Annotated in this window: 22 protein-coding genes; 15 read left to right on the top strand and 7 right to left on the bottom strand. The window is 74.9% G+C overall.

Annotation, left to right across the window (positions count from 1 at the left end; translation table 11 throughout):
• Window positions 1–3: 3 nt before the first annotated feature.
• On the top strand, window positions 4–504 hold the full coding sequence (locus ACFC1T_RS31710; protein WP_375894255.1) for a S26 family signal peptidase: 501 nt from the start codon (window positions 4–6) through the stop codon (window positions 502–504).
• A gap of 34 nt (window positions 505–538) precedes the next feature.
• On the opposite strand, the gene ACFC1T_RS31705 is transcribed toward ACFC1T_RS31710, so the two are convergent.
• Window positions 539–1435, bottom strand: a complete 897-nt coding sequence (locus ACFC1T_RS31705) for a LysR family transcriptional regulator (RefSeq protein WP_375894252.1) — start codon at window positions 1433–1435, stop codon at window positions 539–541.
• Between the two features lie 126 nt (window positions 1436–1561).
• Here ACFC1T_RS31705 and ACFC1T_RS31700 point away from each other — a divergent pair, with 126 nt between their 5' ends.
• From ACFC1T_RS31700 to ACFC1T_RS31660, 9 genes are all read left to right on the top strand, one after another.
• On the top strand, window positions 1562–2557 hold the full coding sequence (locus ACFC1T_RS31700; protein ID WP_375894249.1) for a DMT family transporter: 996 nt from the start codon (window positions 1562–1564) through the stop codon (window positions 2555–2557).
• 114 nt (window positions 2558–2671) lie between these two features.
• Window positions 2672–3628: a GNAT family N-acetyltransferase gene (locus ACFC1T_RS31695; protein WP_375894246.1), complete on the top strand. Its 957-nt coding sequence runs from the start codon at window positions 2672–2674 to the stop codon at window positions 3626–3628.
• Window positions 3621–4409, top strand: coding sequence for an aminotransferase class IV (locus ACFC1T_RS31690; RefSeq protein WP_375894243.1), 789 nt, complete (start codon window positions 3621–3623; stop codon window positions 4407–4409). The genes ACFC1T_RS31695 and ACFC1T_RS31690 overlap by 8 nt, the downstream gene beginning before the upstream one ends.
• Before the next feature lie 249 nt (window positions 4410–4658).
• Window positions 4659–5132, top strand: a complete 474-nt coding sequence (locus ACFC1T_RS31685) for a hypothetical protein (protein WP_375894240.1) — start codon at window positions 4659–4661, stop codon at window positions 5130–5132.
• Entirely contained in the window at window positions 5129–6703 is a 1575-nt protein-coding gene (locus ACFC1T_RS31680; RefSeq protein WP_375894237.1) for a multicopper oxidase family protein, read from the top strand. Before ACFC1T_RS31685 ends, ACFC1T_RS31680 begins: the two co-directional genes overlap by 4 nt.
• A gap of 156 nt (window positions 6704–6859) precedes the next feature.
• Complete coding sequence (locus ACFC1T_RS31675) at window positions 6860–8218, top strand: DUF2252 domain-containing protein (protein WP_375894234.1); 1359 nt, start codon at window positions 6860–6862, stop codon at window positions 8216–8218.
• A 94-nt stretch (window positions 8219–8312) separates the two neighbouring features.
• Window positions 8313–8675, top strand: a complete 363-nt coding sequence (locus tag ACFC1T_RS31670) for a DUF6193 family natural product biosynthesis protein (protein WP_375894232.1) — start codon at window positions 8313–8315, stop codon at window positions 8673–8675.
• Between the two features lie 55 nt (window positions 8676–8730).
• The gene (locus ACFC1T_RS31665) at window positions 8731–9648 is read left to right on the top strand and encodes a DUF6891 domain-containing protein (RefSeq protein ID WP_375894229.1); all 918 of its coding nucleotides are present in this window, start codon (window positions 8731–8733) and stop codon (window positions 9646–9648) included.
• A gap of 26 nt (window positions 9649–9674) precedes the next feature.
• Window positions 9675–10133 (top strand): hypothetical protein, encoded by a 459-nt coding sequence (locus ACFC1T_RS31660; RefSeq protein WP_375894226.1) that lies wholly within the window; start codon window positions 9675–9677, stop codon window positions 10131–10133.
• Window positions 10134–10187: 54 nt separating this feature from the next.
• On the opposite strand, the gene ACFC1T_RS31655 is transcribed toward ACFC1T_RS31660, so the two are convergent.
• Both ACFC1T_RS31655 and ACFC1T_RS31650 read right to left on the bottom strand, forming a co-directional pair.
• Window positions 10188–11099 carry a diacylglycerol kinase gene (locus ACFC1T_RS31655; protein ID WP_375894223.1) on the bottom strand — a complete coding sequence of 304 codons (912 nt, stop codon included), beginning with the start codon at window positions 11097–11099 and terminating at the stop codon, window positions 10188–10190.
• Window positions 11096–12718 (bottom strand): FAD-binding oxidoreductase, encoded by a 1623-nt coding sequence (locus tag ACFC1T_RS31650; RefSeq protein WP_375894220.1) that lies wholly within the window; start codon window positions 12716–12718, stop codon window positions 11096–11098. Before ACFC1T_RS31650 ends, ACFC1T_RS31655 begins: the two co-directional genes overlap by 4 nt.
• 20 nt (window positions 12719–12738) lie before the next feature.
• Here ACFC1T_RS31650 and ACFC1T_RS31645 point away from each other — a divergent pair, with 20 nt between their 5' ends.
• Both ACFC1T_RS31645 and ACFC1T_RS31640 read left to right on the top strand, forming a co-directional pair.
• Entirely contained in the window at window positions 12739–13419 is a 681-nt protein-coding gene (locus ACFC1T_RS31645; protein ID WP_375894217.1) for a helix-turn-helix domain-containing protein, read from the top strand.
• Window positions 13416–14975, top strand: a complete 1560-nt coding sequence (locus tag ACFC1T_RS31640; protein WP_375894214.1) for a glycerol-3-phosphate dehydrogenase/oxidase — start codon at window positions 13416–13418, stop codon at window positions 14973–14975. Before ACFC1T_RS31645 ends, ACFC1T_RS31640 begins: the two co-directional genes overlap by 4 nt.
• A gap of 34 nt (window positions 14976–15009) precedes the next feature.
• Here the strand turns inward: ACFC1T_RS31640 and ACFC1T_RS31635 are convergent, their stop codons facing one another.
• Window positions 15010–15435, bottom strand: coding sequence for a hypothetical protein (locus tag ACFC1T_RS31635; protein ID WP_375894211.1), 426 nt, complete (start codon window positions 15433–15435; stop codon window positions 15010–15012).
• A gap of 84 nt (window positions 15436–15519) precedes the next feature.
• The gene (locus ACFC1T_RS31630) at window positions 15520–15813 is read right to left on the bottom strand and encodes a hypothetical protein (RefSeq protein WP_375894208.1); all 294 of its coding nucleotides are present in this window, start codon (window positions 15811–15813) and stop codon (window positions 15520–15522) included.
• A 251-nt stretch (window positions 15814–16064) separates the two neighbouring features.
• On the opposite strand from ACFC1T_RS31630, the gene ACFC1T_RS31625 reads away from it, so the two are divergent.
• Window positions 16065–16640, top strand: coding sequence for a TerD family protein (locus tag ACFC1T_RS31625; RefSeq protein WP_375894205.1), 576 nt, complete (start codon window positions 16065–16067; stop codon window positions 16638–16640).
• Window positions 16641–16690: 50 nt separating this feature from the next.
• On the opposite strand, the gene ACFC1T_RS31620 is transcribed toward ACFC1T_RS31625, so the two are convergent.
• Window positions 16691–17947, bottom strand: a complete 1257-nt coding sequence (locus tag ACFC1T_RS31620; protein WP_375894202.1) for an FAD-dependent monooxygenase — start codon at window positions 17945–17947, stop codon at window positions 16691–16693.
• 229 nt (window positions 17948–18176) lie between these two features.
• Between ACFC1T_RS31620 and ACFC1T_RS31615 the strand changes: the two genes are divergently transcribed.
• Window positions 18177–20219, top strand: a complete 2043-nt coding sequence (locus tag ACFC1T_RS31615) for an FAD-dependent oxidoreductase (RefSeq protein ID WP_375894199.1) — start codon at window positions 18177–18179, stop codon at window positions 20217–20219.
• Window positions 20220–20396: 177 nt separating this feature from the next.
• Window positions 20397–21134: a hypothetical protein gene (locus ACFC1T_RS31610; protein ID WP_375894196.1), complete on the top strand. Its 738-nt coding sequence runs from the start codon at window positions 20397–20399 to the stop codon at window positions 21132–21134.
• A gap of 109 nt (window positions 21135–21243) precedes the next feature.
• Here ACFC1T_RS31610 and ACFC1T_RS31605 read toward each other — a convergent pair.
• The coding region (locus tag ACFC1T_RS31605; protein ID WP_375894193.1) for a LamG-like jellyroll fold domain-containing protein at window positions 21244–24439 on the bottom strand (3196 nt) is incomplete at its 5' end.

The following is a 24439-nucleotide window of genomic DNA, read 5'->3' as shown; positions in this document are numbered from 1 at the left end:
GCGATGCGGCTGTTCCTGGTGCTCGCCCTCGCGGGGCTCGCCGCCGCGGCGGCCGGACTGGTGCTGCTGCGCACCGCGCTGTCCGTGGTCGTGGTGGCGGGGCCGAGCATGAGCCCGGCGCTGCGGCCCGGGCAGCGGGTCCTGGTCCTGCGGCGCGGCCTGGCCCGGCTGCGGGCGGGGCGGATCGTGGTGGTCGCCCCGGCCGGGCTCGCCGCCAGGGGTGGCGGCCCGGCGGGTGACGGCCCGGTGGGCGGTGGTCCGGCGGGTGACGGCCCGGCGGCTGCCCGGCCCGCCCGGCTGCTGGTGAAGCGGCTGGCCGCGCTGCCCGGGGAGCCGGTGCCGCCGCCGGTCCGCCCGGTGCTCCCGGCCGGCACCGTGCCGGGCGGGCACGTGGTGCTGCTGGGCGACAACCCGGATTTCAGCACCGACTCCCGGCTGTGGGGCGCGGTGCCCGCGGACCGCGTGGTCGGGGTGGTCCTCGACCGGGTGCGGCTGCGGGGTTGAGCGGCCCTGCCGGGTTCGCTCGGGCCGGGTTCGCTCAGGCCGGTGCGGCCACCGTCGGGAGCAGGCCGGCCCGCACCCCGGCGAGCAGCCCGCCGACCGCCGGGGACCAGGGGCGCCCGGTCGGCCCGGTGAGGGTGAGGGTGCGGTGCACGGCGGGCCGGATCGGCACCAGGACGCACTCCGGCGGCAGCATGGTCACGGCCAGCGCGGGCATCACCGAGACGCCGACGCCCGCGTGGACCATGCCGATCAGGGTGTTGAGGTCGCGGATCCGGTGCCGGGGCGTGAAGCGGGTGCCGGCCCGCCGGTAGGCCTCCCGGATGTGGCGCTCGCAGCCGCCCTCCGAGAGCAGGAAGTCGTCGTCCTCCAACTCGCCGACGTGGACGGTCGGCCGGCCGGCCAGCGGGTGGTCCCGGCGCAGCAGCGCGTGCATCGAGTCAGCGCCGAGCGCGACCGCGCCGGGCGGCAGCGGCCCGGCGTCGACCAGGACGGCGGCGTCCACCGTGCCCGCCTCCAGCCACGTGGTCAGTTCGACGTCCTCGCCCTCGAAGACCCGCACGGTGACCTGGGGGTGCGCCGCCTTCCAGTCCCGCAGCAGCCCGGGCAGCAGGGCCTGGCAGACGGTGGTCGGCGCGGCCAGCCGCACGGTGCCGGTGAGGCCGCCGCAGTGCCGGGTCGCGATGGTGCGGACGGCCGCCGCGGAGGCGACGGCGGTGCGGGCGTGCGGCAGCACCTGCTCGCCGAGCGGGGTGGGGCGGCAGGGAGCGCCGCGCCGCAGCACGGGGGCGCCGAGCGCGCGTTCCAGGGCGGCGACGGCGTGCGAGACGGCGGACTGGCTGATGCCCAGTTCGTCGGCGGCCGCGCCGAAGCCGCCGGTGTCGGCGACCGCGACCAGCGCCCTGAGCTGGGCCAGGTTGACCTCCGGTGCCATGAGACTTCCTTATCCCTCATGCATCGTCACTTGTTGGACTCATGTTCCGTCGGTGGGCCACCCTCTGTCCAGAACGCGGGAACGGGCCGCGCGGCGGACACGGGAACGGACGGGGAGGTGGTCGGGGTGCGGCGCTGGTGGCCGGGCTTCGTGGCACTGTCGGCGATCTGGGGCGCCAGCTTCGCCCTGATCAAGGTGGCGGTCGACGCGGGGGTGCCGCCGGTGTGGGTGGCGCTGTGGCGCAGCCTGCTGGGCGCCGCCACGCTCTGGGCGGTCCTGCTGCTGCGCGGCGAGCGGGCCCCGCGCGACCGGGCCCTGTGGGGCCACTCGGCAGTCGTCGCGGTGCTGCTCAACACGGTGCCGTTCACGCTGTTCTCGTTCGGCGAGACCAGGGTGAGCTCGGTGCTCGCCGGAGTGCTGAACGCGACCACCCCGCTGTTCACCCTGCTGTTCACGGTGCTCACCGTCCCCGAGGAGCGCCACCCGGGCGCCCGTCGGCTGGCCGGCCTCGGGCTCGGCTTCGTCGGCGTGCTCACCGTGCTCGGGGTGTGGCGCGGCCTCGGCCCGGGGGCGGGCGCCGGCGCCCTCGCCTGCCTGGCCGCCGCCTGCTGCTACGGCGCGGGCTTCGCCTACCTGCGCCGCTTCCTGTCCGGCCGCCCGGAGTCGGTCACCACCCTCTCCGCCGTCCAGATCACCTGCGCCACCGCCGAACTGGCCCTGGTCGCCCCGCTCGCCGCCGGCGCCCCGCACTGGCCGGGCGGGTCGGCGGCCACCGCCCTGCTGGTGCTCGGCGCGCTCGGCACCGGGCTCGCGTACCTGCTGAACCTCGGCCTGGTCCGCACCGCCGGGACGGCCGTGGCCTCCGCCGTCACCTACGTCATGCCGCTCTGGTCCACCGCGCTGGGCGCCGCCCTGCTCGCCGAGCCGGTCGGCTGGAACGCCCTGGCGGGCGGCGTCCTGGTGATCGCCGCCGTCGCCCTCACCCGCCCGCCCAGGACCCCGGCGGCCGCGCCCGCCCCGTCGGGCACCCCCGCCCCGTCGGGCACCCCCGCCCCGTCGGGCCGGGCCGTCCGGACCACCAGCGCGGCGCCGGGCGGGGCGACCCGCCGCCCGGCCGGGTGACTCCGGCCGCTCCACCCCCTGCGCCCTGGGCCTCGGCCCCGCCGCGCGGTCGGGCTGACGTTCGGTGGCCGATGGATTACGGGTCGTGCCCGGAGGGCCGCTAGGGTGGCCCCCGTGGTGAGGTCGTGGGATGCGGCGGTCGAGCGGGCGCAGGACCGGTTGGCGGCGGGGGTGCGGTTGCGGGCCGTCGCCGACGGGGAGGAACGGCGCTTCGCCCGTTGGGACTTGGCGTCCCTGCTGGAGGGCGGTCCGGGCGAGCTGGTGGACCCGGACGGGCTGGACCTGCCCGCCGAACGGGCCTGGCGGGAGCGGCTGGGGGAGAGCGGCCGGGACTGGCCGGGCGGTGAGCTGTACCGGCGCCGGTACTGGATCCTGGATGCGCGGGGCGAGGTCGCCGGGACGGTCGCGGTGGACAACTGGACCAAGGGCCCGAGCCAGCTCGCGGTGTCCTCCCTCTACCTGCGGCCGCAGGCGCGCGGGCAGGGGCTGGCCGCCGCCGCGCTGGACGAGGTGTACGCGGCGGCCACCGCCGAGGGCCTGCCGGGCTTCCGGCTGGAGGCGCACTGGGGCTGGCAGTCGGCGGTCCGCTACTACCTGCGCCGCGGGCTGTGGGTGGTGGGCTGGAAGCGCTCGCTGTCGTTCGCCCGGATGCCCCAACTCCCCTCGCACCGGGTGCGGGAGGAGGACGGACGGCTGCTCCTGCTGGTCGCGGACCGGCAGCGCGGCTGGGTGCCGATACTGGCCGCCGGGCAGGAGGGCCGCTGGCTGCGGCTGGACGAGACGGCGCACTACCGGGGCTGTGACGGCTGGGTGCACGAGTACGCCCGGTCGACGCTGGCGCTGTACCTGGCGCTGGCGGGCCGGCCGCTGGTGCGCGGGCCGCAGTGGTGGGCGGAGGCCTGGCGCTGGGCGGAGGCGGGCGAGCCGGAGGGCCTGGCGGCCAGGATCGAGGAGTTCGAGCGGACCGAGCGGGCGGCGGGCCGTGCCGTGGCCGGCCCGTACCGCCCGGTGGTGCTGCCGGAGGCGCCACCGCTGGTGTCGCCGCGGCTGGCAGACTCGGGGGATGGCTGAGATCGAGATCGACGGCGCGCCCGCGGACCCGGCGCGGCTCGCCGCGCTGGGACTGCTCAACTACGGGCACTTCACCACCCTGCGGGTCGAGGCGGGCGCCGTCCGCGGTCTGGAGCTGCACCTGGACCGGCTGGTCCGGGACTGCCGGGTGCTGTTCGCCGCCGAGCTGGACCGGGCGGTGGTCCGGGAGCGGATCCGTGCGGCGCTGCCGCCCGACGGCGGGCCGGGGATCGTCCGGGTGACCTGCTACGACCCGGCGCTCGGCCTGGAACGCCCCGCCGCCCCGGCCGCCCCCGTCCTGCTGGTGACCGCCCGCCCGGTCGGCGCCGCGCAACCGGCCCCGCTACGGGTGCGCACGGTGGCCCACCGGCGGGAGCTGCCGGCGGTGAAGCACGTCGGCCTGTTCGGCCTGGTGCACCACCGCCGTGCGGCCCAACTCGCGGGCTACGACGACGTGTTGCTGACCGACGGGGACGGCCTGGTGACCGAGGGGGCGACCTGGAACGTCGCCTTCCTGGCGGGGGAGCGGCTGGTGCTGCCCGCCGGCCCCGCGCTGCCCGGCGTCACCGAGGCGCTGCTGAGCGGTGCGTACGACGGTCCGCGGTCCCGCGAGCCGGTCCGCGTCGACGAGCTGGCGCGCTTCGACGCGGCCTTCGCGCTGAACGCGGGCGTCGGCCTGCGGCCGCTCGCCGCCGTCGACGGCACCGCCTTCGACCCGGACCACCCGCTGCTCGCCGACCTGCGCGCCGCCTACCTCGGGATCGCCGCCGACCCGGTGTAGGCGTCGGGTGGGTGCAGGCGCCGGGTGGGCGCGGACGGCGGTTCGACGTGGGCGGCGGGCCGGGGCGGACCGGGGGGCCGGGGCGGGCCGTACGAGCGGATCGCCCGAACGGGTGACAAACCTCGGGTGAACCGGTGCAAAGGCGCGGCTGACCTGCCCAAAACCCTTGGGTGCGGCCGTTTGTGAGGTGAGATCAGCTACGCTCTCGCCCGCCCCGCCCGAGCCGTCGAAGCAGAGAGTAGCCACCCCATGAGCAGTCCTCCTGCCGCCCCCGCGCCCCGTTGGCCGCTGGTCCTCCTGCGCGCCACCGCCACCACGCTGGCGCTGCTGGCCCTGCTCCAGGCCATGCTCGCCGGCAGCTTCCTCAACGGCACCTACGACTCCCTCAAGGACCACGAGGACAACGCCATGCTGCTGGCCACCGTGGTGGTGCTCCAGCTGGTGGCGGCCGCGCTGGTGCTCCGGCCCGGCGGCGGGCCGCGCTGGCCGCTGTGGACCACCGCCCTGCTCGCCGTCGCCGTGACCGGCCAGATCGGCGCGGGCTACGCCCGGTCGATCGGGCTGCACGTCACCCTCGGCGTGCTGCTGGTCAGCGGCATCCTGTTCGGCCTGGTCGGCGCCTGGCGGCTGCCGCTGCCCGCCCGGGCGGCCCTGCCCGAGCCGGGCCCGGACGGCGGCGGACGGCTGCCGCGCCCCGGCGGGCCGGTGGCGGTGGAGCGGTGAACCGCCGCCGGTTCCTCGGCCTCGGCGCCTCGGTGCTCGGTGCGGGCGCGGTGGCCGCCGTCGCCGTGCCGTCGGCGGCGTACCTGTTCGCGGAGGGCCGCCCCGGGCGGCTGCTCGGCAGCGACCTGGCACTGCCCGCGGCCTTCCAGGTCCCGCTGCCGGTGCCGGCCGTGCTCCAGCCGGTGCGCAGCGACGACGGCGGCGACCACTACGAGATCACCCAGCAGGTCGCGAAGCTGGAGATCCTGCCCGGGGTGCGGACCGAGGCCTGGACCTACGGCGGGACCTTCCCCGGTCCGACGGTGGTCACCCGCTCCGGCCGGGCCGCGGTGGTCAGGCACCGCAACCAGCTGCCGGTGCCCTCGGTGGTCCACCTGCACGGCGGGCACACCCCGGCCGACAGCGACGGCTACCCGGTCGACCTGCTGCTGCCGGTCGGCTCCCCCGACTCCGCCTCCGCCGCCTCGGCGATGGACGGCATGGCGGGGATGCGGCACATGAGCGGCCACACCCTGGTCGGCGAGCGCACCCACACCTACCCGGGCAAGCAGCGCGCAGCCACCCTCTGGTACCACGACCACCGGATGGGCTTCACCGGCCCCGGCGTCTGGCGCGGCCTGGCCGGGTTCCACCTCGTCCAGGACGACGAGGAGGCCGCCCTGCCGCTGCCCCGCGGCGAACGCGACCTCCCGCTGATGCTCGCCGACCGCTCCTTCGCCGCCGACGGCTCCTTCAAGTACCCGGCCGCGGACGCCTCGTCGACCAAGCCGGGCGTCACCAACGACTTCATGAACGGCGTCCTCGGCGACGTCATCCTGGTCAACGGCGCCCCGTGGCCGCGCCTGGACGTCGACCGCGCGCACTACCGGCTCCGCCTGCTCAACGCCTCCAACTGCCGGCTCTACCGGCTCGAACTGGACCCGCAGCCCGCCGGCGGCGACGCGCTGGTCCAGATCGGCTCCGACGGCGGACTGCTCGCCGCCCCGGTCACCCACGACGGGATCGAGATCGCCCCCGCCGAGCGCTTCGACGTGGTCGTCGACTTCTCCCGCTACCAGCCGGGCACCCAGGTCCGCCTGGTCAACCGCTTCGGCAGCGGGCGGACCACCGAGGTGATGCGCTTCGACGTCTCCTCCCGGGCGGTGGACGACGGCGCCACGGTGCCCGACAAGCTGTCCACCGTCGAGCAGTTGGACCCGGCCGCGGTCGTCGCCACCCGCGACTTCGCCTTCCGGCGCAGCGGCGGCGACGGCTGGACGATCAACGGCGACCCGTACGAGCCCGGGCGCAGCCTCGCCGCCCCCGCCCTCGGCCGGGTCGAGCGCTGGCGCTTCTCCACCGACGTGCACCACCCCGTGCACGTCCACCTCGACCCCTTCCAGGTGGTCGCGCGCAACGGCAAGGGCCCGGGCCCGTGGGACGCGGGCTGGAAGGACACCGTGGACCTGCGGCCGGCCGAGACGGTGGAGGTGCTGGTGCGGTTCGGCGACTACGCGGGGACGTACATGCTGCACTGCCACAACCTGGAGCACGAGGACATGGCGATGATGGCGGACTTCACGGTGGGCTGAGCCCGCCCCGCCCCGCCGGGGTGTCCCTGTTCCCCCCGGTTCGTTCCGCTCCTCCGTTCGGCCCAGTGCCGGAGGGCGCGCGCCGCGCCCTCCGGCACGCTGGTCCCAGCGCCGCGCCGACGGGTGCGGCCGCCGGGTGACGGACGGAGCCGCCGCATGACCACCCCCGCCGAACGCCGCCGTACCGGCCGGGCCGCCCGTGAACGGGTCTCCCGCTCCGAGCACGGCCGGTGGATCCCGGCCGCGGACCGGCCCGACCCGCTCAGCCTGCTGGAGGCCCAGGGCGCGGACCGGGTCGCCCGGCTGCTGCCGATCCGCTACGGGCGGATGGCCGACAGCCCGTTCGGCTACCTGCGCGGCGCCGCCGCCGTGATGGCCGCCGACCTCGGGGCCGTCCCCGACACCGGGCTGACCGTCCAACTCTGCGGCGACGCCCACCTGTTGAACTTCGGGGTGTACGCCTCGCCGGAACGCGCGCTGCTCTTCGACGTCAACGACTTCGACGAGACCCACCCCGGGCCCTTCGAGTGGGACGTCAAACGCCTCGCCGCCAGCATCGCGGTCGCCGCCCGGGACCGCGGCCAGGACGACGACCGCGCCCGGCGCGCCGCCCGCACCGCCGTCCTGGGCTACGCCGCGGCGATGCGCCGGCTGGCCGGCCTCGGCGAACTCGACGTCTGGTACAGCCGGATCGACACCGCCGACCTGCTGGCGCTGGTCCGCAGGACCAAGCGGCGCAAGGCGGTCGAGGCCGGCCTCGACCGCGCCCGGCGCCGCACCAGCCTCCAGGCCTTCGGCAAGCTCACCGAGGAGCGCGACGGCCGGCGCCGGATCGTCAGTGTGCCGCCGCTGGTCGAGGAGCTAGAGCGGAGCGAACTGCGCGGCGTCGGCAAGGTGTTCAGCGACTACCGGGCCACCCTCGCCGAGGACCGGAGGGTCCTGCTCGACCGGTACCGCTTCGTCGACGCGGCGATGAAGGTGGTCGGCGTCGGCAGCGTCGGCACCCGCTGCTACATCGTCCTGCTGGAGGGCCGGGACACCCGCGACCCGCTGTTCCTGCAGCTCAAGGAGGCCGGCCGGTCGGTGCTGGAGGACCACCTGCCGCCCACCCGACTGGAGGCCGAGGTCGCCGCCCACCACGGCGGGCGCCGGGTGGTCACCGGGCAGCACCTGATGCAGGCCGCCAGCGACATCTTCCTCGGCTGGACCACCGGCCCCGCCGGGCGGCACTTCTACGGCCGCCAACTGCGCGACATGAAGGGCTCGGTGGAGGTCGACACGATGACCGCGTCCGGCCTGCGCGCCTACGCCGACCTGTGCGGGCGCGCCCTCGCCCGGGCCCACGCCCGCACCGGCGACCGCCTCGCCGTCGCCGGCTACCTGGGCGGCGCCGACACCTTCGCCGACGCCGTCGCCGACTTCGCCCTGCACTACGCGGACCGGACGGCGGCCGACCACCGGGAGCTGGTCGAGGCGATCGCCTCGGGCCGGATCAGGGCGACACGGGGAGTGTGAGGGCGAAGAGGCCGCGGCGCCGGGTGGGGGCGACCGCGCCCGCCGGTCCGGCTGCCGGCAGCGGCGTCCGGGCCGTCCGGCAGAATGGTTCGCCGTGGACCAGGAGACGTTCGCCGCCGAGGTCGCGGCGGAGTGGCGGGCCCGGATCGAGCACACCCGGGCAGAGGCGGCGCGCGGGGAGCAAGGCGTTCCGATGGGGCGGTTGATCGAGGCCGCCGCGGCCGAGCCGGTGCTGCGGGCGCTGTTCCCGTGGACCTCGATGGCCTGCCTGAGCGTCTCCGCCTCCACGGACTTCCGGACCTGGGGCACCGAGGGCATCCCCGGCATCGTGGCCTGGCGCTCCGGCTTCACCGTACTCGAAGGGCACGGACGGGAGAACACCGTGCTGCTGGAGACGGACGACCCGGTGGTGGCCGTCGCGTACCTGGCCGGCTGGCTGCGCGAGCGGCGGCGCTGAGCGGCCCCACCTGCGCGCCGGATTCGGTGTCAGTGGGGTGTGCCAGGGTGGCCGCATGCTGGCGATCACGGTGCAGACGAACGACGAGCGGCTCCCGAGGGTGACCGCGGACGGACTGGCGGGGTTGGTCCGGCGCATCGGCGCCGGGGCCGACACCTTCCTCGTCGTGCAGCGGATACCGGACCTGCCGGACGTCTACATCCAGGTGTGGCACAAGGCGGGGGGCCACTACGCGCTGGAGCACCGCGACGGCTCCGCCGCCCGGCACTTCGAGGTGCGGGTGGACGGGCCGGAGGCCGTGGTCGCGGCGATGACGGGCTGGGCGCGGCACGAGCCGGGCTGGGGCGAGGGCCTGGCCTGGGCGCCGCTGGACTTCGGTCCGGTGCCCGAGCCGGTGCCCGCGCCGGAGCTGGCGGCCGAGGAGCGGCGGCAGTTGGAGGAGCAGCTGCGGCTGACCCTCGCCGGAGGCTACACCGACCGTGCCCGGCTGGCCGAGCAGGCCGAGGAGTACCTGGTGTCGGGCGACCGCCGCCCGCTCTCCCGGGCCCAGGCCGAGCAACTCGCCGACCGGCTCTGGCTGGAGCGGGTCGGCGTGCAGAGCGGCTGGATCGGCGAGACGGATCCGGAGCGCCTCGCCCGGGCCTTCGCCGCGCTGGAGGCGGGCGGTATCACGGCGCGGGAGGACTTCGCCTGCTGCCGTTCCTGCGGGGAGGCGGAGATCGGCGCGGCCGGGGTGCCGGAGGCCCGGGGCTTCGTCTACTTCCACTCCCAGTGCACCGAGTCGGCCGCCGCCGGCCGCGGCCTGTCCCTGCTCTACGGGGGCTTCGACGGCTCCGCGGCGACCACCGCGGCCGTCGGCCGGGAGGTGGTGGCCGCGCTCGCGGCCGTCGGCCTGCCGGCGGTGTGGAGCGGCGACCCGTCCGACGCGATCGAGGTACGCCCGCTGCTCTGGCGCCGCCGGCTGGTCGGCTGACCACGGACGGAGGGGAGGACCGAACGATGAGCGCTGATGTGCTGTCGGTGATCCCGACCGACCCGTACTGGCAGCCGGACGCGGCGGCGGCCGAGCGGGCCCGGGCGCTGGCGGCCGAGTTCCTCGGCGAGGACGACGGCGCCGAGCCGGAGTCGACCTGGCACGAGCGCACGACCCTGGTCGACTGCGGCGCGAACCTGGAGCGGATCGGCTGCCCGCACTGCGGCGGCGCCGTCCCGCTGGGGTGGTGGTCCGAGCTGATGGAGGAGCACGCCGAGGGCGGCTTCGCGACGCTCGCCGTGACGGTGCCCTGCTGCGGCGCGGCGACGACCCTGGACGCCCTGGACCACGACTGGCCGTGCGGCTTCGCCCGTTTCGAGCTGGAGGTGTGGGACCCGGAGCGACCCTGGTTCACCGAGGCCCAGGCGGCGGCCCTGGCCACTGCCCTCGGCCACCCGGTCCGGCAGATCAGGGCGCATCTGTGACGACGGGCCCGTGGGCCCCGGGCGGCCGCCGCCGCCCGGGGGGTTCCGGGGGCCTCAGGGCACCAGCAGGTGCAGGGCCTCGGGTCGGACCGTGACGTCGGCGGGGAGGGCGGTGATGAACTCGCCGTCGGCGTAGGCGGTGATGCCGGGGGACTCGATCCGCAGGGAGGCGGTGCGCAGGGTGGTGACCTCCGGGTGGCTGGTGTGGGTGCCCTTGAAGAGGGTGGGGAAGAAGCGGGCGATCCGCAGCCGGGGCATGGCGTCGACGAGGGTGACGTCGAGCAGGCCGTCGTCGGGGAGGGCGGCGGGGCAGATCAGCATGCCGCCGCCGTAGCTGCGGGTGTTGCCGACGGCGGCGAGGGTGAGGTCGCGTTCGATGACGGTGCCGTCGGCGAGGGTGATCCGGAACGGCAGCGGTTTCAGGTTGGCGAACTCGGCGAGGATGGCGAGGTTGTAGCGCATCCGGCCGCGCGGCCAGCGCAGCCGGTTGGCGCGGTCGCTGACCAGTGAGTCGAAGCCGCTGGCGAGGACGGAGCCGTACCAGCGCACGGAGCCGTCCGGGCCGGTGATCCGGCCGAGGTCGACGGCGCGGGTGCGGCCTGCGGCGATGACGTCGGCGGCGGCCTCGGGGTCGCCGATGGGCAGGCCGTACTCGCGGGCGTGGTCGTTGCCGGTGCCGGCGGGTATGACGCCGAGCGGGACGGCGGTGTCGGCCAGGGCCTGGAGGGCGAGGTTGATCATGCCGTCGCCGCCGACCACGGCCACCGCGTCGGCCCCGCCGGCCGCCGCCTCGCGGGCGAGGCGGACGGCGTCGTCGGCGGAGCGCCCGGCCTGCGGGTCGACCTCGATGCCGAGGGCGCGCAGCCGGGCGACGGCCCGGTGGGCGGCGGGTTCGGCGTGGCCGGTGCCCGCCGCCGGGTTGGTGAGAACGGTGACCCTGCGGATGACGGTTCTCGGCGCGGTCACGGGATCAGCTTGCCGGGGTTGAGGATGCCCGCCGGGTCGAGTTCGGCCTTGACGGCGCGCAGGACGCGCACGCCGAGGTCGCCGATCTCGTCGGTCATCCAGGGCCGGTGGTCGGCGCCGACCGCGTGGTGGTGGGTGATGGTGCCGCCCGCGCGGAGGATGGCGTCGCCGGCGGCCTGCTTGGCGGCGCCCCAGCGGGTGAGCGGGTCCTCGCCGAGGGCGGAGACGACGGTGAAGTAGAGCGAGGCGCCGGTCGGGTAGACGTGCGAGATGTGGCACAGCACGAGCGAGCCGGGCAGGGCGGTGGTGAGGGCCTCGGTGACGGCGGTGCGCAGGCCGGCGAGCCGGCTCCAGTCGGTGGCCGTCTCCAGGGTCTCGCAGAGCGCGCCGGCGTTGAGCAGCGAGTCGCGCAGGTAGGGCGCGTTGAACCGGCCGTGCTCCCAGGCCCGGGCGGGCGCTTCGCCGAGCGAGGTGCCACCGGCGGCGAGCAGGACGGCGCGGGTGAGGTCGTGCCGGGCGGCGACCTGTTCGGCGGTGCCCTCGAAGACGGTGACGGCGAGGCAGCCGCTGACGGCGGGGGCGCCGCCGATCTGCTCCGTGAGGGCGAGGTTGATCATGGTCTCGGCCTCGTCGGAGAGCCGGATCACGGTGGGGCCGGTGCCCTGCTGCTCGACGGCGCGCAGCGCCGCCGCCCCGGTGGCGAAGTCGGGGAAGCTCCACGCCTCGTACGCCTTGACGGCGGGCAGCGGGTGCACGCGCAGGCGCACGGCGGTGATGACGCCGAGGGTGCCCTCGGAGCCGAGGAAGAGCTGGCGCAGGTCGGGGCCCGCGGCGGAGGCGGGGGCCCGGCCGAGGTCGAGCGTCCCGCTGGGGGTGACCACGCGCAGGCCGCGGACCATGTCGTCGAAGCGCCCGTGGCCGGCCGAGTCCTGGCCGGAGGAGCGGGTGGCGGCGAAGCCGCCGATGGTGGCGTACCGGAAGCTCTGCGGGTAGTGGCCGAGCTCCCAGCCGCGCTCGGCGAGCAGGGCCTCGGCGGCGGGGCCGGTGAGGCCGGCGCCGAGGACGGCCTCGCCGGAGGTCTCGTCCAGGTCGAGGAGCCGGTCGAGGCGGCGCAGGTCGAGGGAGACGACGGCCCGCAGGCCGCCGCGCTCGGGGTCGAGCCCGCCGACCACGCTGGTGCCGCCGCCGAACGGGACGACGGCGAGGCGGCGCTCGGCGCAGACGGCGAGGACGGCGGAGATCTCCTGCTCGCTGCCGGGCAGCAGGACGGCGTCGGGCGCGTCCTGCTCCGCGCGGCTGCGGCGGCGCAGCAGGTCGGGGGTGGACTTGCCGCCGGCCCGGGGCAGCCGGTCGGCGTTGGCGGTGCTGACGTGCTCCGCGCCGACGGCGGCGGCGAGGGCCTCGACGTCCTCGGCGGTGGCCCGGGTGGGGCGCAGCACGACCTCGGCGGCGCTCGGCCCGGGGGCGGCGTCGCCGGTGACGCCGAGGGCGGCGGCGAGCAGTCCCTTGATGTCCGCGGACAGCTCCTTGGCGAGGGCCGGGTCGCCCCAGGCGTTCCACTTCATCGGGGGGAGCGGCAGCGCGGCTGCGGCCGCTCCCGCTTGCGTCTCAGGTGCCATGCGTTACAGTTTCACACATCATGTCAAGTAGTAACGCCACGGCCGGAGCGCCGCGCAGTACCGATGACGCGATCCTGGACGCCGCCGCCGACCTGGTCGTGCACCTCGGCGTCCGCCGCACCCAGCTGGCCGAGATCGCGCGCCGCGCCGGGGTCAGCCGCCCGACCGTCTACCGGCGCTGGCCGGACGTCCAGGCGGTGATCGGGGCGCTGCTCACCCGCGAGATCATGGCCACCCTGGAGAGCACCTCGCTGGGCGTACCCGACCGGGGGACCCCGGGGGACCGCGGGACCGCCGTGGACCGGGAGACCTCCGTGGACCAGGAGGCCTCCGCGGGCCGGGAGGCCTTCATGGGCCGCGAGGCCTTCGTGGACCAGGTGGTCGAGGTCGCCGTCCGGCTGCGCGACCACCCCGTGCTCGGCGCCCTGCTCCACTCCGACGACTCCGACCTGCTGCTCCAGTACGTGGTGGAGCGGCTCGGCGAGAGCCAGCGCGGCCTGCTGGAGGCGCTGCGCACCGGCATCGCCCTCGGCCAGGCCGACGGTTCGGTCCGGGCCGGGGAGCCGACCGAGCTGGCCGCCATGGTCCTGCTGATCGCCCAGTCCACCGTCCAGTCGCACCGCATGGTCGCCTCCCTGCTGCCCGAGGCGGCCTGGCGGCGCGAACTGGCCAGAGCGCTGAACGGATACCTCGCGCCATGACCTCCAAGGCCGACCGCTTCGCCGGCACCGCCCAGCTCAACGGCGTCCGACGGACGCACGAACTCGACGCGCTCGCCGCCGACCCGCGGATCGACCTGCTGGTGATCGGCGGCGGGGTGACCGGCGCCGGGGTGGCGCTGGACGCCGCCGCCCGCGGCCTGCGGACCGTCCTCGTCGAGGCCCGCGACCTGGCCTTCGGGACCAGCCGCTGGAGTTCCAAGCTGGTGCACGGCGGCCTGCGCTACCTCGCCTCCGGGCGGGTCAAGGTCGCCCGGGAGAGCGCCGTCGAGCGCGGCGTGCTGATGACCCGCACCGCCCCGCACCTGGTCCGCGCGCTGCCCCAACTGGTGCCGCTGCTCCCGGACCTGCTGCGCCCGGGCCAGGCCGCGCTGATCCGCGCGGGCTTCCACGCCGGGGACGCGCTGCGGCTGAGCGCCGGGACCCCGGGCGCCCTGCTGCCCCGGGTCCGCCGGATCGACGCGGCCCGGACCAGGCAGCTGGTGCCGGGCGTGCGGACCGACGGCCTGCGCGGTGCGCTGGTCGCCAACGACGGCCAACTCGTCGACGACGCCCGGCTGGTGGTCGCGCTGGCGCGCACCGCCGCGCAGTACGGGGCGAGCGTGCTGACCCGGGTGCGGGCCGAGTCCGTCACCGGGACCTCCGCCGAGCTGGTCGACGCGCTCAGCGGTCAGTCGGTCACCGTCACCGCCGGCGCGGTGGTCAACGCCACCGGGGTGTGGGCCGGCGAGGTGGACACCTCGATCAAGCTGCGCCCCAGCCGGGGCACCCACCTGCTGGTCGACGCCGCGACCCTCGGGTACCCGGTGGCCGCGCTCACCGTGCCGGTGCCCGGCTCCACCAGCCGCTTCGTCTTCGCGCTGCCGCAGCAGCTCGGCCGGGTCGCCGTCGGCCTGACCGACGAGGACGCCCCGGGCCCGGTCCCGGACGAGCCGCAGCCCACCGAGGCCGAGCTGGACTTCCTCCTCGACACCGTCAACGCGGCCCTCGCCACCGCGCTGAGCAGGGCGGACGTACGCGGCGCCTACGCCGGGCTGCGCCCGCTGATCGACACCGGGGGCGGGAACACCGCCGACATCTCCCGGGAGCACGCGGTGCTGGAGTCCCCGTCCGGGGTGATCACCGTGGTCGGCGGCAAGCTCACCACCTACCGGCGGATGGCCGAGGACGCGGTGGACACCGCCGTCCGGCTGCGCGGCCTGCCCGCCCGCACCTGCTGGACGGCCCGGCTGCCGCTGGTCGGCGCCCCCGGCCACCGGGACAGCCGCCCGCTGCCGATCCAGGGGGTGCCCGCCTCACTGGTCGCCCGGCACGGCGGACTGTCCCACGAGGTCATGGCGGCGGGGGAGTCGGCGCCGGTGGCGGAGGGCCTCGACGTGACCCGCGCCGAGATCGCGTACGCGGTCACCCACGAGGGCGCGCTGGACGCCGCCGACGTGCTGCACCGGCGGACCAGGATCGGGCTGGTGGCGGAGGACGCCGAACGGGCCCGGAAGGCGGTCGAGGAGATCGTCGGGGAGCTCGCCGCCGGGGAGTAGCGGGGCCGCGGGGTGTCGGGGACGCGCTGGGCGTTCAGCCGCCCTGGGGGAAGGGAGCGAGGTCCGGCTCGACCCAGGTGGTGCGGGCCCGGTCGCCGGCCAGGGTCTCCGGGCGGTAGTGGCGGGCGAGCAGATCCCGGTCGAGCAGCTCGGGGTGGTGCGCGCAGAACTCCTCGAAGTCGGCCGCGCCGCCCTCGGCGTGCCGGGCCACCAGCTCGACCCAGGCCCTGGTCATGGTGACGTGGAACTTCTGTGGCGCCCCGGCCTTCGTGGCGGTGCGCCGGATGCCCTCGCCGACCAGGTCGAGCGCGGCGGCGGCGCCGTGCCGGCGGACGGCGAGCCAGGTGAGCCGGACGTGCTGCGGGTGGCCGAAGCGTTCGGCGCCGACCATCGCGTCGCGCAGCAGCTCGTCGAAGGCGTCGAAGGCGTCGGGGGCGTCGGGGGCGGTGGGAGAGGTCATCGGGAGGCCTTCGGGCAGGCGGCGGTGGACGGGGGATTGTAGTGTTCCGCGGCATTCCTCCGCACATGCCCCTTGTGGGCCGGATCAGCGCGCGGTGTGCTCCGGCATCGGGTGTTCGGCGCCCGCCAGCTCCAGCACGCAGGCCAGCGGGTGCTCCGCCCGGCCCGTCCGGTCCAGTCGGACGGCCAGGGGCCGCGGCGGTTCCTCGGCGAGTTGCCCGGACAGCGTCAGCGGGTAGCCGCCGTGGCCGTGGGTGCGGTGGAAGGCGCACTCCTTGCCGTCCACCAGCAGTTCGGTCTCGGTGATCCAGCCGGAGCGGACGTTGACGGTGACCGAGTGTCCGTCCCGGTCGAGGTGGAAGCTGTACCGCTGGCGCATGGAAACCTCCCGCGAGGGGCCTCGGAACGGGGACGGCCAAGGGGATCCACCGCCAGTCTAGGTCGGGCGTATCCTCCTGGCGCTCCGGCCGGTACCGTGATCGGAGTTCGGAGTTCGCAGGGATCGGGGGGCGATCGGTTCCCGCCGCGGCCCCTGAGAAATCCCCGGGGCGGGGCCCGCCTGCAGGCGGATTCTCGTGATCTCTACAGTGTTGTAGATTCGTCCGCAGGGAGAGATCCGAGGAGGGCATTGTGGGAGTTTCGCTGGCCAAGGGCGGCAACGTCTCGCTGAGCAAGGAGGCGCCCGGACTGAGCGCCGTGATCGTGGGTCTCGGTTGGGACGTCCGCACCACCACCGGAGCCGACTACGACCTGGACGCCAGCGCGCTGCTCTGCAACGCGCTCGGGAAGGTGGTCTCGGACCAGCACTTCGTCTTCTTCAACAACCTCCGCAGCCCCGAGGGTTCGGTCGAGCACAGCGGCGACAACCTGACCGGTGGCGGCGACGGCGACGACGAGCAGATCAAGATCGACCTGGACCGGGTGCCGGCCGACGTCGCCAAGGTGGTCTTCCCGGTGTCGATCTACGACGCCGACGCCCGGCTGCAGAACTTCGGCCAGGTCCGCAACGCCTTCATCCGGGTCGTCAACCAGGCCAACGGCCAGGAGATCGCCCGCTACGACCTCACCGAGGACGCCTCGACCGAGACCGCGATGGTCTTCGGCGAGCTGTACCGCAACGGCGCCGAGTGGAAGTTCCGCGCCATCGGCCAGGGGTACGCCTCCGGTCTGCGCGGCATCGCCACCGACTACGGCGTGAACGTCTGATCGTCTGAAAGCCTTCGGGGCCGGCGCGGCCCCTGCCCGGGCGGGTCGGCTCAGCCGGCCCGCCCGAGCGCGTGCCCGCCGAACCCCGAGCCGCCGCTGAGCTGGCCCTGCCACCAGTCGGCCATCGCCGCTCCGTCCATGACCGACCAGTCCGGCGCCGCGGTGACCTGGGCCCGGCCCAGTGACCGGCCCAGGTCCACCAACTCCCGCCCGGCCGGGGTCCGTTCCCGGTCGTACGCGGCCAGCAGCGGCCCCCAGGAGCGGCCGCCGAGCCGCCGCCCGGCCAGCTCGAAGGCGTGGGCGTCCTGCAGCGCCTTCACCGCGCCGCTGGTGTTGTGCGGGCGGACGACGGTCGCCGCGTCCCCGCCGATCAGCAGGCGTCCGGCGGTGCGGTACGGGACCGCCAGGTCGTAGACGGGCTGCAGCAGGGTCCGTTCGCGCGGGGTCCGCGCGATCACGGCGGCCCAGTACGGGGGCAGCTGGCGTGCGGCGAACTCCCGCATGCCGTCGAGCTGTTCGTCGCTGAGGGCGCCGGCGGCGACGGCCGTCGGGCCGTCCAGGCGCAGCCAGTCCGGGGTGGGTGCGTAGAAGACCCAGTTCACCAGGGTGCTGCCGGGGGCGAGCCCGGGGATGCGGTAGAGCACGACCTGGCCGCCGGGGTAGCAGACGGTGGCGCACTCCTCCTCCGGCCAGGCCGCCGCCCCGCCGGGCAGGTCGTCCAGCAGCGCGGCGTCGTAACTGCCGCGCCAGCACACGTAACCGGCGTACTCGGGCGCGGCCTCCGGGCAGACCGCGGCCCGGACCACCGAGCGGTAGCCGTCCGCGCCGATCACCAGGTCGTACGGGGTGCGGGTGCCGTCGGCCTGTTCCGTCCAGGCGCCGCCTCGGTCGCCGCCGACGGCGGTCACGGTGGTGCCCGGCCGGTACTCCACGGCCTCCGGGGTCCGCTCGCGCAGGGTCTGCCAGAGCACCGCCCAGTGGTGCGAGTGGAACGGGAACGGCTGGACCCAGAGCGGCCGTCCGCGGCCGTCCGGTCCGCCGGTCCCGCCGGTCCCGCCGGCCGGACCCCGGGTGACCCAGCGCCGCACGGTGAGCCGGTGGCGGCGGGTGTCCGGGGGCACGTGGCCGGCGTCGACCAGTTCGGCGAAGCGGTCGTTGTGGGTGCAGATCCCCAGGCCGCGGTCCTCCAGCCGTCCCGGGCTGCGTTCCAGCACCACGACCCGTTCGGCGCCCAGCCGGGCCGCCGCCCCCGCGAAGGCGCTTCCGGCGATGCTGCCACCGACCACGGCCACCGAGCCACCCCGCACGGGCGTCCCCTTCCACGAGCCCCGTGAGGCCGGGAAGGGTCTTCCGGGCCCTTTGCGCAGGGAGTCGACGATACGCGGCGCGGCGCGAGTGCGGAGGGTAATGCGGCCGTTACGGCGGAGCTGCCGGTTGCCGGGCTATGCAACTAGTTGCATAGCCCGGCGAACGTCCCCTACTCTGCGGTAACAATCCGGGAGACCCTCCCGCCGGCCGCCCCCACAGGAGACGTCGATGAGCTCGACCCCCGGCAGCAGCCGCTACCCGCACCTGCTCAGCCCGCTCGACCTCGGTTTCACCACCCTGCCCAACCGGGTGATCATGGGCTCGATGCACGTCGGCCTGGAGGAGGCCCCCGGCGGCTACCAGCGGATGGCCGCGTTCTACGCCGAACGGGCCCGCGGCGGCGTCGGCCTGATCGTCACCGGCGGCATCGCCCCCAACGAGGCCGGCCGCCCCTGGGACGGCGGCGCCATGCTGACCACCGAGGCGGAGGCCGACGAGCACCGGGTGGTCACCGACGCCGTGCACGCCGAGGGCGGGAAGATCGCCCTCCAGATCCTGCACTTCGGCCGCTACGCCTACCACCGCGACCTCGTCGCCCCCAGCGCCCTCCAGGCCCCGATCAGCCCCTTCGTGCCCAACGAGCTCACCGCCGAGCAGGTCGAGCAGACCGTCGAGGACTTCGCCCGCTGCGCCGAACTCGCCCGCCGGGCCGGCTACGACGGCGTCGAGATCATGGGCTCCGAGGGCTACCTGATCAACGAGTTCGTGGTCGCCGCCACCAACCACCGCACGGACGAGTGGGGCGGCCCCTACGAGCGGCGGATGCGCTTCCCGGTCGAGATCGTCCGCCGGGTCCGCGAGCGGGTCGGCGAGGACTTCATCATCGTCTACCGGCTCTCCATGCTCGACCTGGTCCCCGGCGGCTCCACCCTCGACGAGGTCGTCCAGCTGGCCCAGGCCGTCGAGGCCGCCGGCGCGACCGTCATCAACACCGGCATCGGCTGGCACGAGGCCCGCATCCCCACCATCGCCACCTCCGTCCCGCGCGGCGCCTTCGCCTGGGTCACCCAGCGGGTGATGGGCGAGGTCGGCATCCCGCTGGTCGCCACCAACCGCATCAACACCCCCGATATCGCCGAGCAGTTGCTCGCCGACGGCACGGCCGACCTGGTGTCGATGGCCCGCCCGCTGCTCGCCGACGCCGACTTCGTCGCCAAGGCCCGCGAGGACCGCGCCGACTCCATCAACACCTGCATCGGCTGCAACCAGGCCTGCCTGGACCACACCTTCAACCTCCAGATCACCTCCTGCCTGGTCAACCCGCGGGCCTGCCACGAGACCGAACTCATCCTCGGCCCGACCGCGCTGCGCAAGTCCATCGCCGTGGTCGGGGCCGGACCGGCCGGCCTCGCGTTCGCCGTCTCCGCCGCCGAACGCGGCCACGACGTCACGCTGCACGACGCCGCCGACACCGTCGGCGGGCAGCTGAACATCGCCCGGCTGATCCCCGGCAAGGAGGAGTTCGGCGAGACGCTGCGCTACTACCGCACCCGGCTGGCCGAGTTGGGCGTCACCCAGCGCCTCGGCGCCCTCGTCGGCGCCGAGCAGCTCGCCGCCGAGGGCTACGACGAGATCGTCCTCGCCACCGGTGTCACGCCCCGAACTCCCGCCGACATCCCGGGAATCGACCACCCCAGCGTGCTCGGCTACCTGGACGTGCTGCGCGACGGCGCCCCCGTCGGCGACCGCGTCGCCATCCTCGGCGCCGGCGGCATCGGCTTCGACGTCGCCGAGTTCCTCACCGACCAGGGCGACGAGGCCAGCCTCAACCCGCCCGTGTTCCAGGCCAAGTGGGGCATCGACCCGGAGTACCGCGAGCGCGGCGGCCTGCGCCCGCCGGTCAGGCCGACGCCCCCGCGCAGCGTCCACCTGCTCCAGCGCAAGGTCGGCAAGGTCGGCGCCGGACTCGGCAAGACCACCGGCTGGATCCACCGCACCGAACTCAAGCACCGCGGCGTGGTGATGGTCGCCGGCGCGAGCTACGACCTGATCGACGACGCCGGACTGCACTACACCGTCGACGGCGAACGCCAACTCCTGCCCGTGGACACCGTGGTGCTCTGCACCGGCCAGGAACCGCGCCGCGACCTGGAGGCGGCGCTGCGCGAACGCGGCCTGTCCGTGCACGTCATCGGCGGCGCGGACGTGGCCGCCGAACTGGACGCCAAGCGGGCCATCAAGCAGGGCACGGAACTGGCCGCCACCCTCTGACGCCGGGTGGCCGGGGGGCTACCCGGCGTACCGGGGCCCGCGGCGCCGCGCTGCGGGCCCCGGTGCCCCCCCCGCATCTGTACTGACCTGCGGTGATGCGTGCCCCGCGCGCCCGGCCCGGGCCCCGGTGCGACACTGGTGCCCTGTCCCTGCCCGACCTCTCGACCGGGGGCCCGCATGTCCCTCCCGAGGCCTCTCCACGCCCTCGCCGCCGCCGCCCTCGTCGCGGCGGCCGCCCTGGGCCCGACCGCCGCCGCGAGCGCCGCCGCTCCCACGCCGGGGCTGCCCTCCGCCGACCAGCTGAGAGCCGCGCTGCTCACCGCGACCGACCTCGGCCCCGGCTACACCGAGGCCCCCGCCAGCGGCAGCCCGGGCCCGAGCGAGAACCCCACCCCCGTCCGCGGCTGCGACGCCCTCAACGCCCTGATCAACATGCACGCCACTGCCCCCGGCCCCGCCACCCCGCACGCCGAGACCGAACTCGACGGCCCGGACGGCGGCAACCCGATGGTGACCGAGGCCCTCACCGCCGAGGACCCGGCCAGGCTCGCCACCGACTTCGCCACCGCCACCGACGCGTTCAGGACCTGCCACACCATCACCTTCAACGCCGGCACCGACGCCTCCGTGACCTTCACCGTCACCCCCGTCACCCTCGGCGACCGCCAGGACGCCCCCGCCGTCCGCCTCGACGGCACCCTCGCGGGCGTCCAGCTCAGCGCCTACCTCGGCATCGAACGCTTCGGCACCGTCGGCATGGCCTACGGCTTCTTCCAGCGCCAGGCCGCCGACCCCCAAGCCGCCTCCGTGCAGTACCGCACCGCCGTCGCCAAGGTCGAACGCACCCTCGGCACCACCGCGGGCACCACCACCCCACCCACCGCCCCCGCCACCACCCGGGGCATGTCGGTCTGACCGTCCGGACCTGCCCGGAACGGCCAGCCCCCGGGAACAACAGCGGTGCCCCGCCCGGAAGTCCGGGCGGGGCACCGTTCTCGGCGGCCGAAGGGTCGGCCGCACGGCCCTACTTGGTCTGGGCCTCGGCGTACCAGCGCTCGTTGGCGGCGCCGTTGCAGTCCCAGAGGTCCAGGGCACTGCCGTTGGTGGTGTCCCAGCCGTGGACGTCCAGGCAGAGGCCGGACGCCTGGTGGACGAGCGAGCCGTCGTACCGGCGGGTCCAGTTCTGGACCGTCGGGTCGCCGCAGAGCTGCGCGGTGACCCGGGTGCCGTTGGCGACGGGGGTACCCGCCGTGCCGAGGCAGAGCCCGGTACTGACCTTGATCTTGTTGTCCGAGGTCAGCGTGAAGTGCTGGCCGTCGCCGTTCGAGCAGTCGTTGATCGCCAGGAGGGCGCCCTGGGCGCCGCCCTGGCCGTCCAGGCACTTGGTGCCGGGGAGGGCGGAGTGGATCTGGACCGACGAGTCGGTGGTGGCGACGGTGTTCACCTGGGGGTCGGTCAGGGCGTACGGGTAGACCCGCACGTCGCTGACCGCTCCGTCGATGTAGTTGTCGCCCGGGTAGCGGTCGGAGATCGCGCCGCCGATGTTGACCGCGCCGTGGGCCTTGAAGGTGCTCGACACCTGGGTGCTGCCGACGGCGCTGCCGTTGACGTAGAGGGTGGCGATGCGGGTCAGGGCGTTGTACGAGCCGGTCAGGTGGGTCCAGACGCCGGTCTGGGCCTTGGTGCGGCCGGTCCGGTCGTAGGCGGCGAAGTAGCCACCGGTGTTGTAGTTGTCCGAGTCCGGCAGGACGAAGGTCCAGTTGCCCAGGTTCTTCGAGTACTGCAGGTAGAAGGGGCTCTGCTCCTGGCCGGTGACCGACAGGATCGTCGGGTAGCCGTTCATGTTGGTGAGGGTGTTGAGCTTCACCCAGGCCGAGACGGTGTAGCTCTGGGTGGTGTCCAGGCCCGGGGTGGTGCCGTTGGCCGCGACCGCGTTCTTGGTGCGGTACAGGGTCGAGCCGTTGAACACCGTGGCCTTGCCGGCGGTGCCGTTGTGGTCGGTCGTGAAGGCGGCCTTGGCCGGGTACGTGGTGGCCGGGTCGCCGTTCGGGTAGAGCGGGTTCTTGTCCGCGTCGCCGGTGTCGCCGCTGGTGCGGCCGTCGAGCGTCCACTGGGACGGGTTGACGGCGGTGCTGGCGACGGTGCCGGGGCCGTCCTCCCACACGTAGCCGGCGGTCGGGTTGCCCGGGGTGGTGGGCCTGCCCCACCAGATGTCGATGGAGCCGTCGGCCTTGGTGCCCCAGAGGGCGGCGTTGCCGCTGCCGGTGATGTCACCGTCCGAACCGAGGGAGGTCCAGGTGCTGGTGGACGCGTAACCGATCTTGGCATTGGTGGCGATGCCGGTGAGGGTGGGGACCATCAGGGGCTTGCCGGTGGGGTCGTTGACGGGCTGGCCCTGGTTGTCGGTGGCCAGGACGGTGCCGGTGGTGAAGGTGAGGCCGTTGAGGTCGTCCTTGGCGGCGTCGGTGGAGGCGGCGAGGTTACGGGTCCACAGACCAGGGTGGCCCTGCTTGGCCCAGTCGCCGGGGGTGATGAGTTCCTTGTCCTTCCAGCCGGTGGCGGCGAGTCGGACGGGCTTGCCGAGGGTGTTGGCGTTGGTGGCGGGGTAGTACCAGAGGGCGGCGTCGGTGCCGTTGTTGGTGCTCTCGACGGTGAGCAGGCCGGTCTTGTTCTTGAAGCCGAGCTTGGGGTCGAGGTCGGTGTTGACGGGGTCGCCGAGGGCGGCGATGCGCAGGGTGGTGGACCAGTCGGTGGCGTTGTAGCCGGTGGTGGTCAGCCAGGAGCAGTCCTCGGTGGCGGTCTTGGCGCACTTGGGCTTGGCGAGTGCGACGGGCTTGTCGATCCGGCCGTAGACGCCGGTGTTGCCCGGGTTCGGGTAGAGCTTGAGCTCGGTGTCACCGGGTGCGTGGGCGATCACGTCGTCGATGTTGTTGCCGCCGGTGAGGGTGCCGCGGTGGGTCAGCTGGATGCCGTTCCACCCCTTGCCGCCCGGGGCGGCGGCCGCGGAGGCGACCGTCGTCATCGGGGCGCTCCGGGCGTTCGGGTTGCCCGGGACGTTGTAGGCGCGCAGGTAGCCGGCCTGGTCGGGCGCGAGGATGTCGGGCGCGCCGTCACCGGTGACGTCACCGAAGACCGGCGGCGGGCCGTTGGGGTTCCACGGCACGTAGAAGGAGTACTGGGCGACCGGGGAGACGTTGCGGGCGTTGTCCATCACCTGGATGTAGACGATGTTGGTGCCCCACCGGGTCGGGTGGACCTGGAGGCCGTTCGCCGGGAAGTCGCTGCCGCAGGCCCAGGAGGCGCCGGAGAACTGCGGATCGAAGGACCAGCGGGCGCAGACCACGCCGGAGGCGTTGCCGCCGGGCGCGGGGTCGGCGGCGGTGAAGGGGACGGTACCCGTGTCGCCGATGTGCTTCTTGGTGACCTGGCCGTTGCCCGAGGGCGGGAAGACGTTGGCCAGGTCGGCGTCCGAGTACTTGGTGGTGGTGTCCGGGACGGTGAGGGTCGGCGGGGTCAGGTCGACGCCGAACCGGCAGGTCGGGGTGGACGCCGACATCTGGCTGAGCCCGTCGGTCGCCTTGGCGTTCCAGCCGTAGACGTGGCCGTCCTGGATCACGCCCGGCTTGACCTGGAAGCTCGCGACACTGCCGTTGGCCACCGTGGCGGTGTAGCCGGAGTCGGCGTCGGCGTTCTGGTTGGCGTAGTCCCAGATGTGGGCCCAGGCGCCGAGCGCGTTCTGCGCGTTGCTGCTGACCGTCGTGTTGAGGTTGACGGAGCCGTTGAAGCCGACGGAGGAGTTGATCCAGCCGAGGGAGCCGTCACAACCCTGGTTGTCCGACCACGGCACGGCCGTCGAGGGGACGGGCCAGACGTTCGGGTTGGTCGGGGTGTTGGGGATGCGGTCGTACTCGATGACGACGGCCGGGTTGTAGGTGAGGCGCTTGAACGCCGCCGAGTCGGACTCGTTGCGGGCGAACAGGCCGAAGGTCAGGCTGCCGTTGTCGGCGACGAACTGGCGGTAGACGCCGGTGACGTCGTAGTCGAACTGGGTGGTGCCGCAGCCGCTCTGGCCCGCGCCGCCGACGTCCGCCGACCCGATCCCGTTGAGGACGGTCGGCGAGTTGTTCCAGGTGGTGCTGCCGTCGATCGCGGTGGTGAGCTTGAGGTCGACGGTGTACTTGTTGGTGCAGGAGAAGTCGGAGGACTTGGCCTCGAAGAAC

Source organism: Kitasatospora sp. NPDC056076 (genome assembly GCF_042266305.1).
Taxonomy (GTDB): Bacteria; Actinomycetota; Actinomycetes; order Streptomycetales; family Streptomycetaceae; genus Kitasatospora.
Note: the sequence above shows the minus strand (reverse complement) of the source record. Positions and strands in the feature narration are given on the sequence as shown.

Coding starts and splice junctions, on each gene's coding strand:
- ACFC1T_RS31690 (WP_375894243.1), top strand. CDS start 3,621: ATGGCTGAGATCGAGATCGACGGCGCGCCCGCGGACCCGGCGCGGCTC.
- ACFC1T_RS31665 (WP_375894229.1), top strand. CDS start 8,731: ATGCTGGCGATCACGGTGCAGACGAACGACGAGCGGCTCCCGAGGGTG.
- ACFC1T_RS31640 (WP_375894214.1), top strand. CDS start 13,416: ATGACCTCCAAGGCCGACCGCTTCGCCGGCACCGCCCAGCTCAACGGC.
- ACFC1T_RS31645 (WP_375894217.1), top strand. CDS start 12,739: ATGTCAAGTAGTAACGCCACGGCCGGAGCGCCGCGCAGTACCGATGAC.
- ACFC1T_RS31685 (WP_375894240.1), top strand. CDS start 4,659: ATGAGCAGTCCTCCTGCCGCCCCCGCGCCCCGTTGGCCGCTGGTCCTC.
- ACFC1T_RS31615 (WP_375894199.1), top strand. CDS start 18,177: ATGAGCTCGACCCCCGGCAGCAGCCGCTACCCGCACCTGCTCAGCCCG.
- ACFC1T_RS31705 (WP_375894252.1), bottom strand. CDS start 1,435: ATGGCACCGGAGGTCAACCTGGCCCAGCTCAGGGCGCTGGTCGCGGTC.
- ACFC1T_RS31635 (WP_375894211.1), bottom strand. CDS start 15,435: ATGACCTCTCCCACCGCCCCCGACGCCCCCGACGCCTTCGACGCCTTC.
- ACFC1T_RS31660 (WP_375894226.1), top strand. CDS start 9,675: ATGAGCGCTGATGTGCTGTCGGTGATCCCGACCGACCCGTACTGGCAG.
- ACFC1T_RS31675 (WP_375894234.1), top strand. CDS start 6,860: ATGACCACCCCCGCCGAACGCCGCCGTACCGGCCGGGCCGCCCGTGAA.
- ACFC1T_RS31630 (WP_375894208.1), bottom strand. CDS start 15,813: ATGCGCCAGCGGTACAGCTTCCACCTCGACCGGGACGGACACTCGGTC.
- ACFC1T_RS31610 (WP_375894196.1), top strand. CDS start 20,397: ATGTCCCTCCCGAGGCCTCTCCACGCCCTCGCCGCCGCCGCCCTCGTC.
- ACFC1T_RS31650 (WP_375894220.1), bottom strand. CDS start 12,718: ATGGCACCTGAGACGCAAGCGGGAGCGGCCGCAGCCGCGCTGCCGCTC.
- ACFC1T_RS31710 (WP_375894255.1), top strand. CDS start 4: ATGCGGCTGTTCCTGGTGCTCGCCCTCGCGGGGCTCGCCGCCGCGGCG.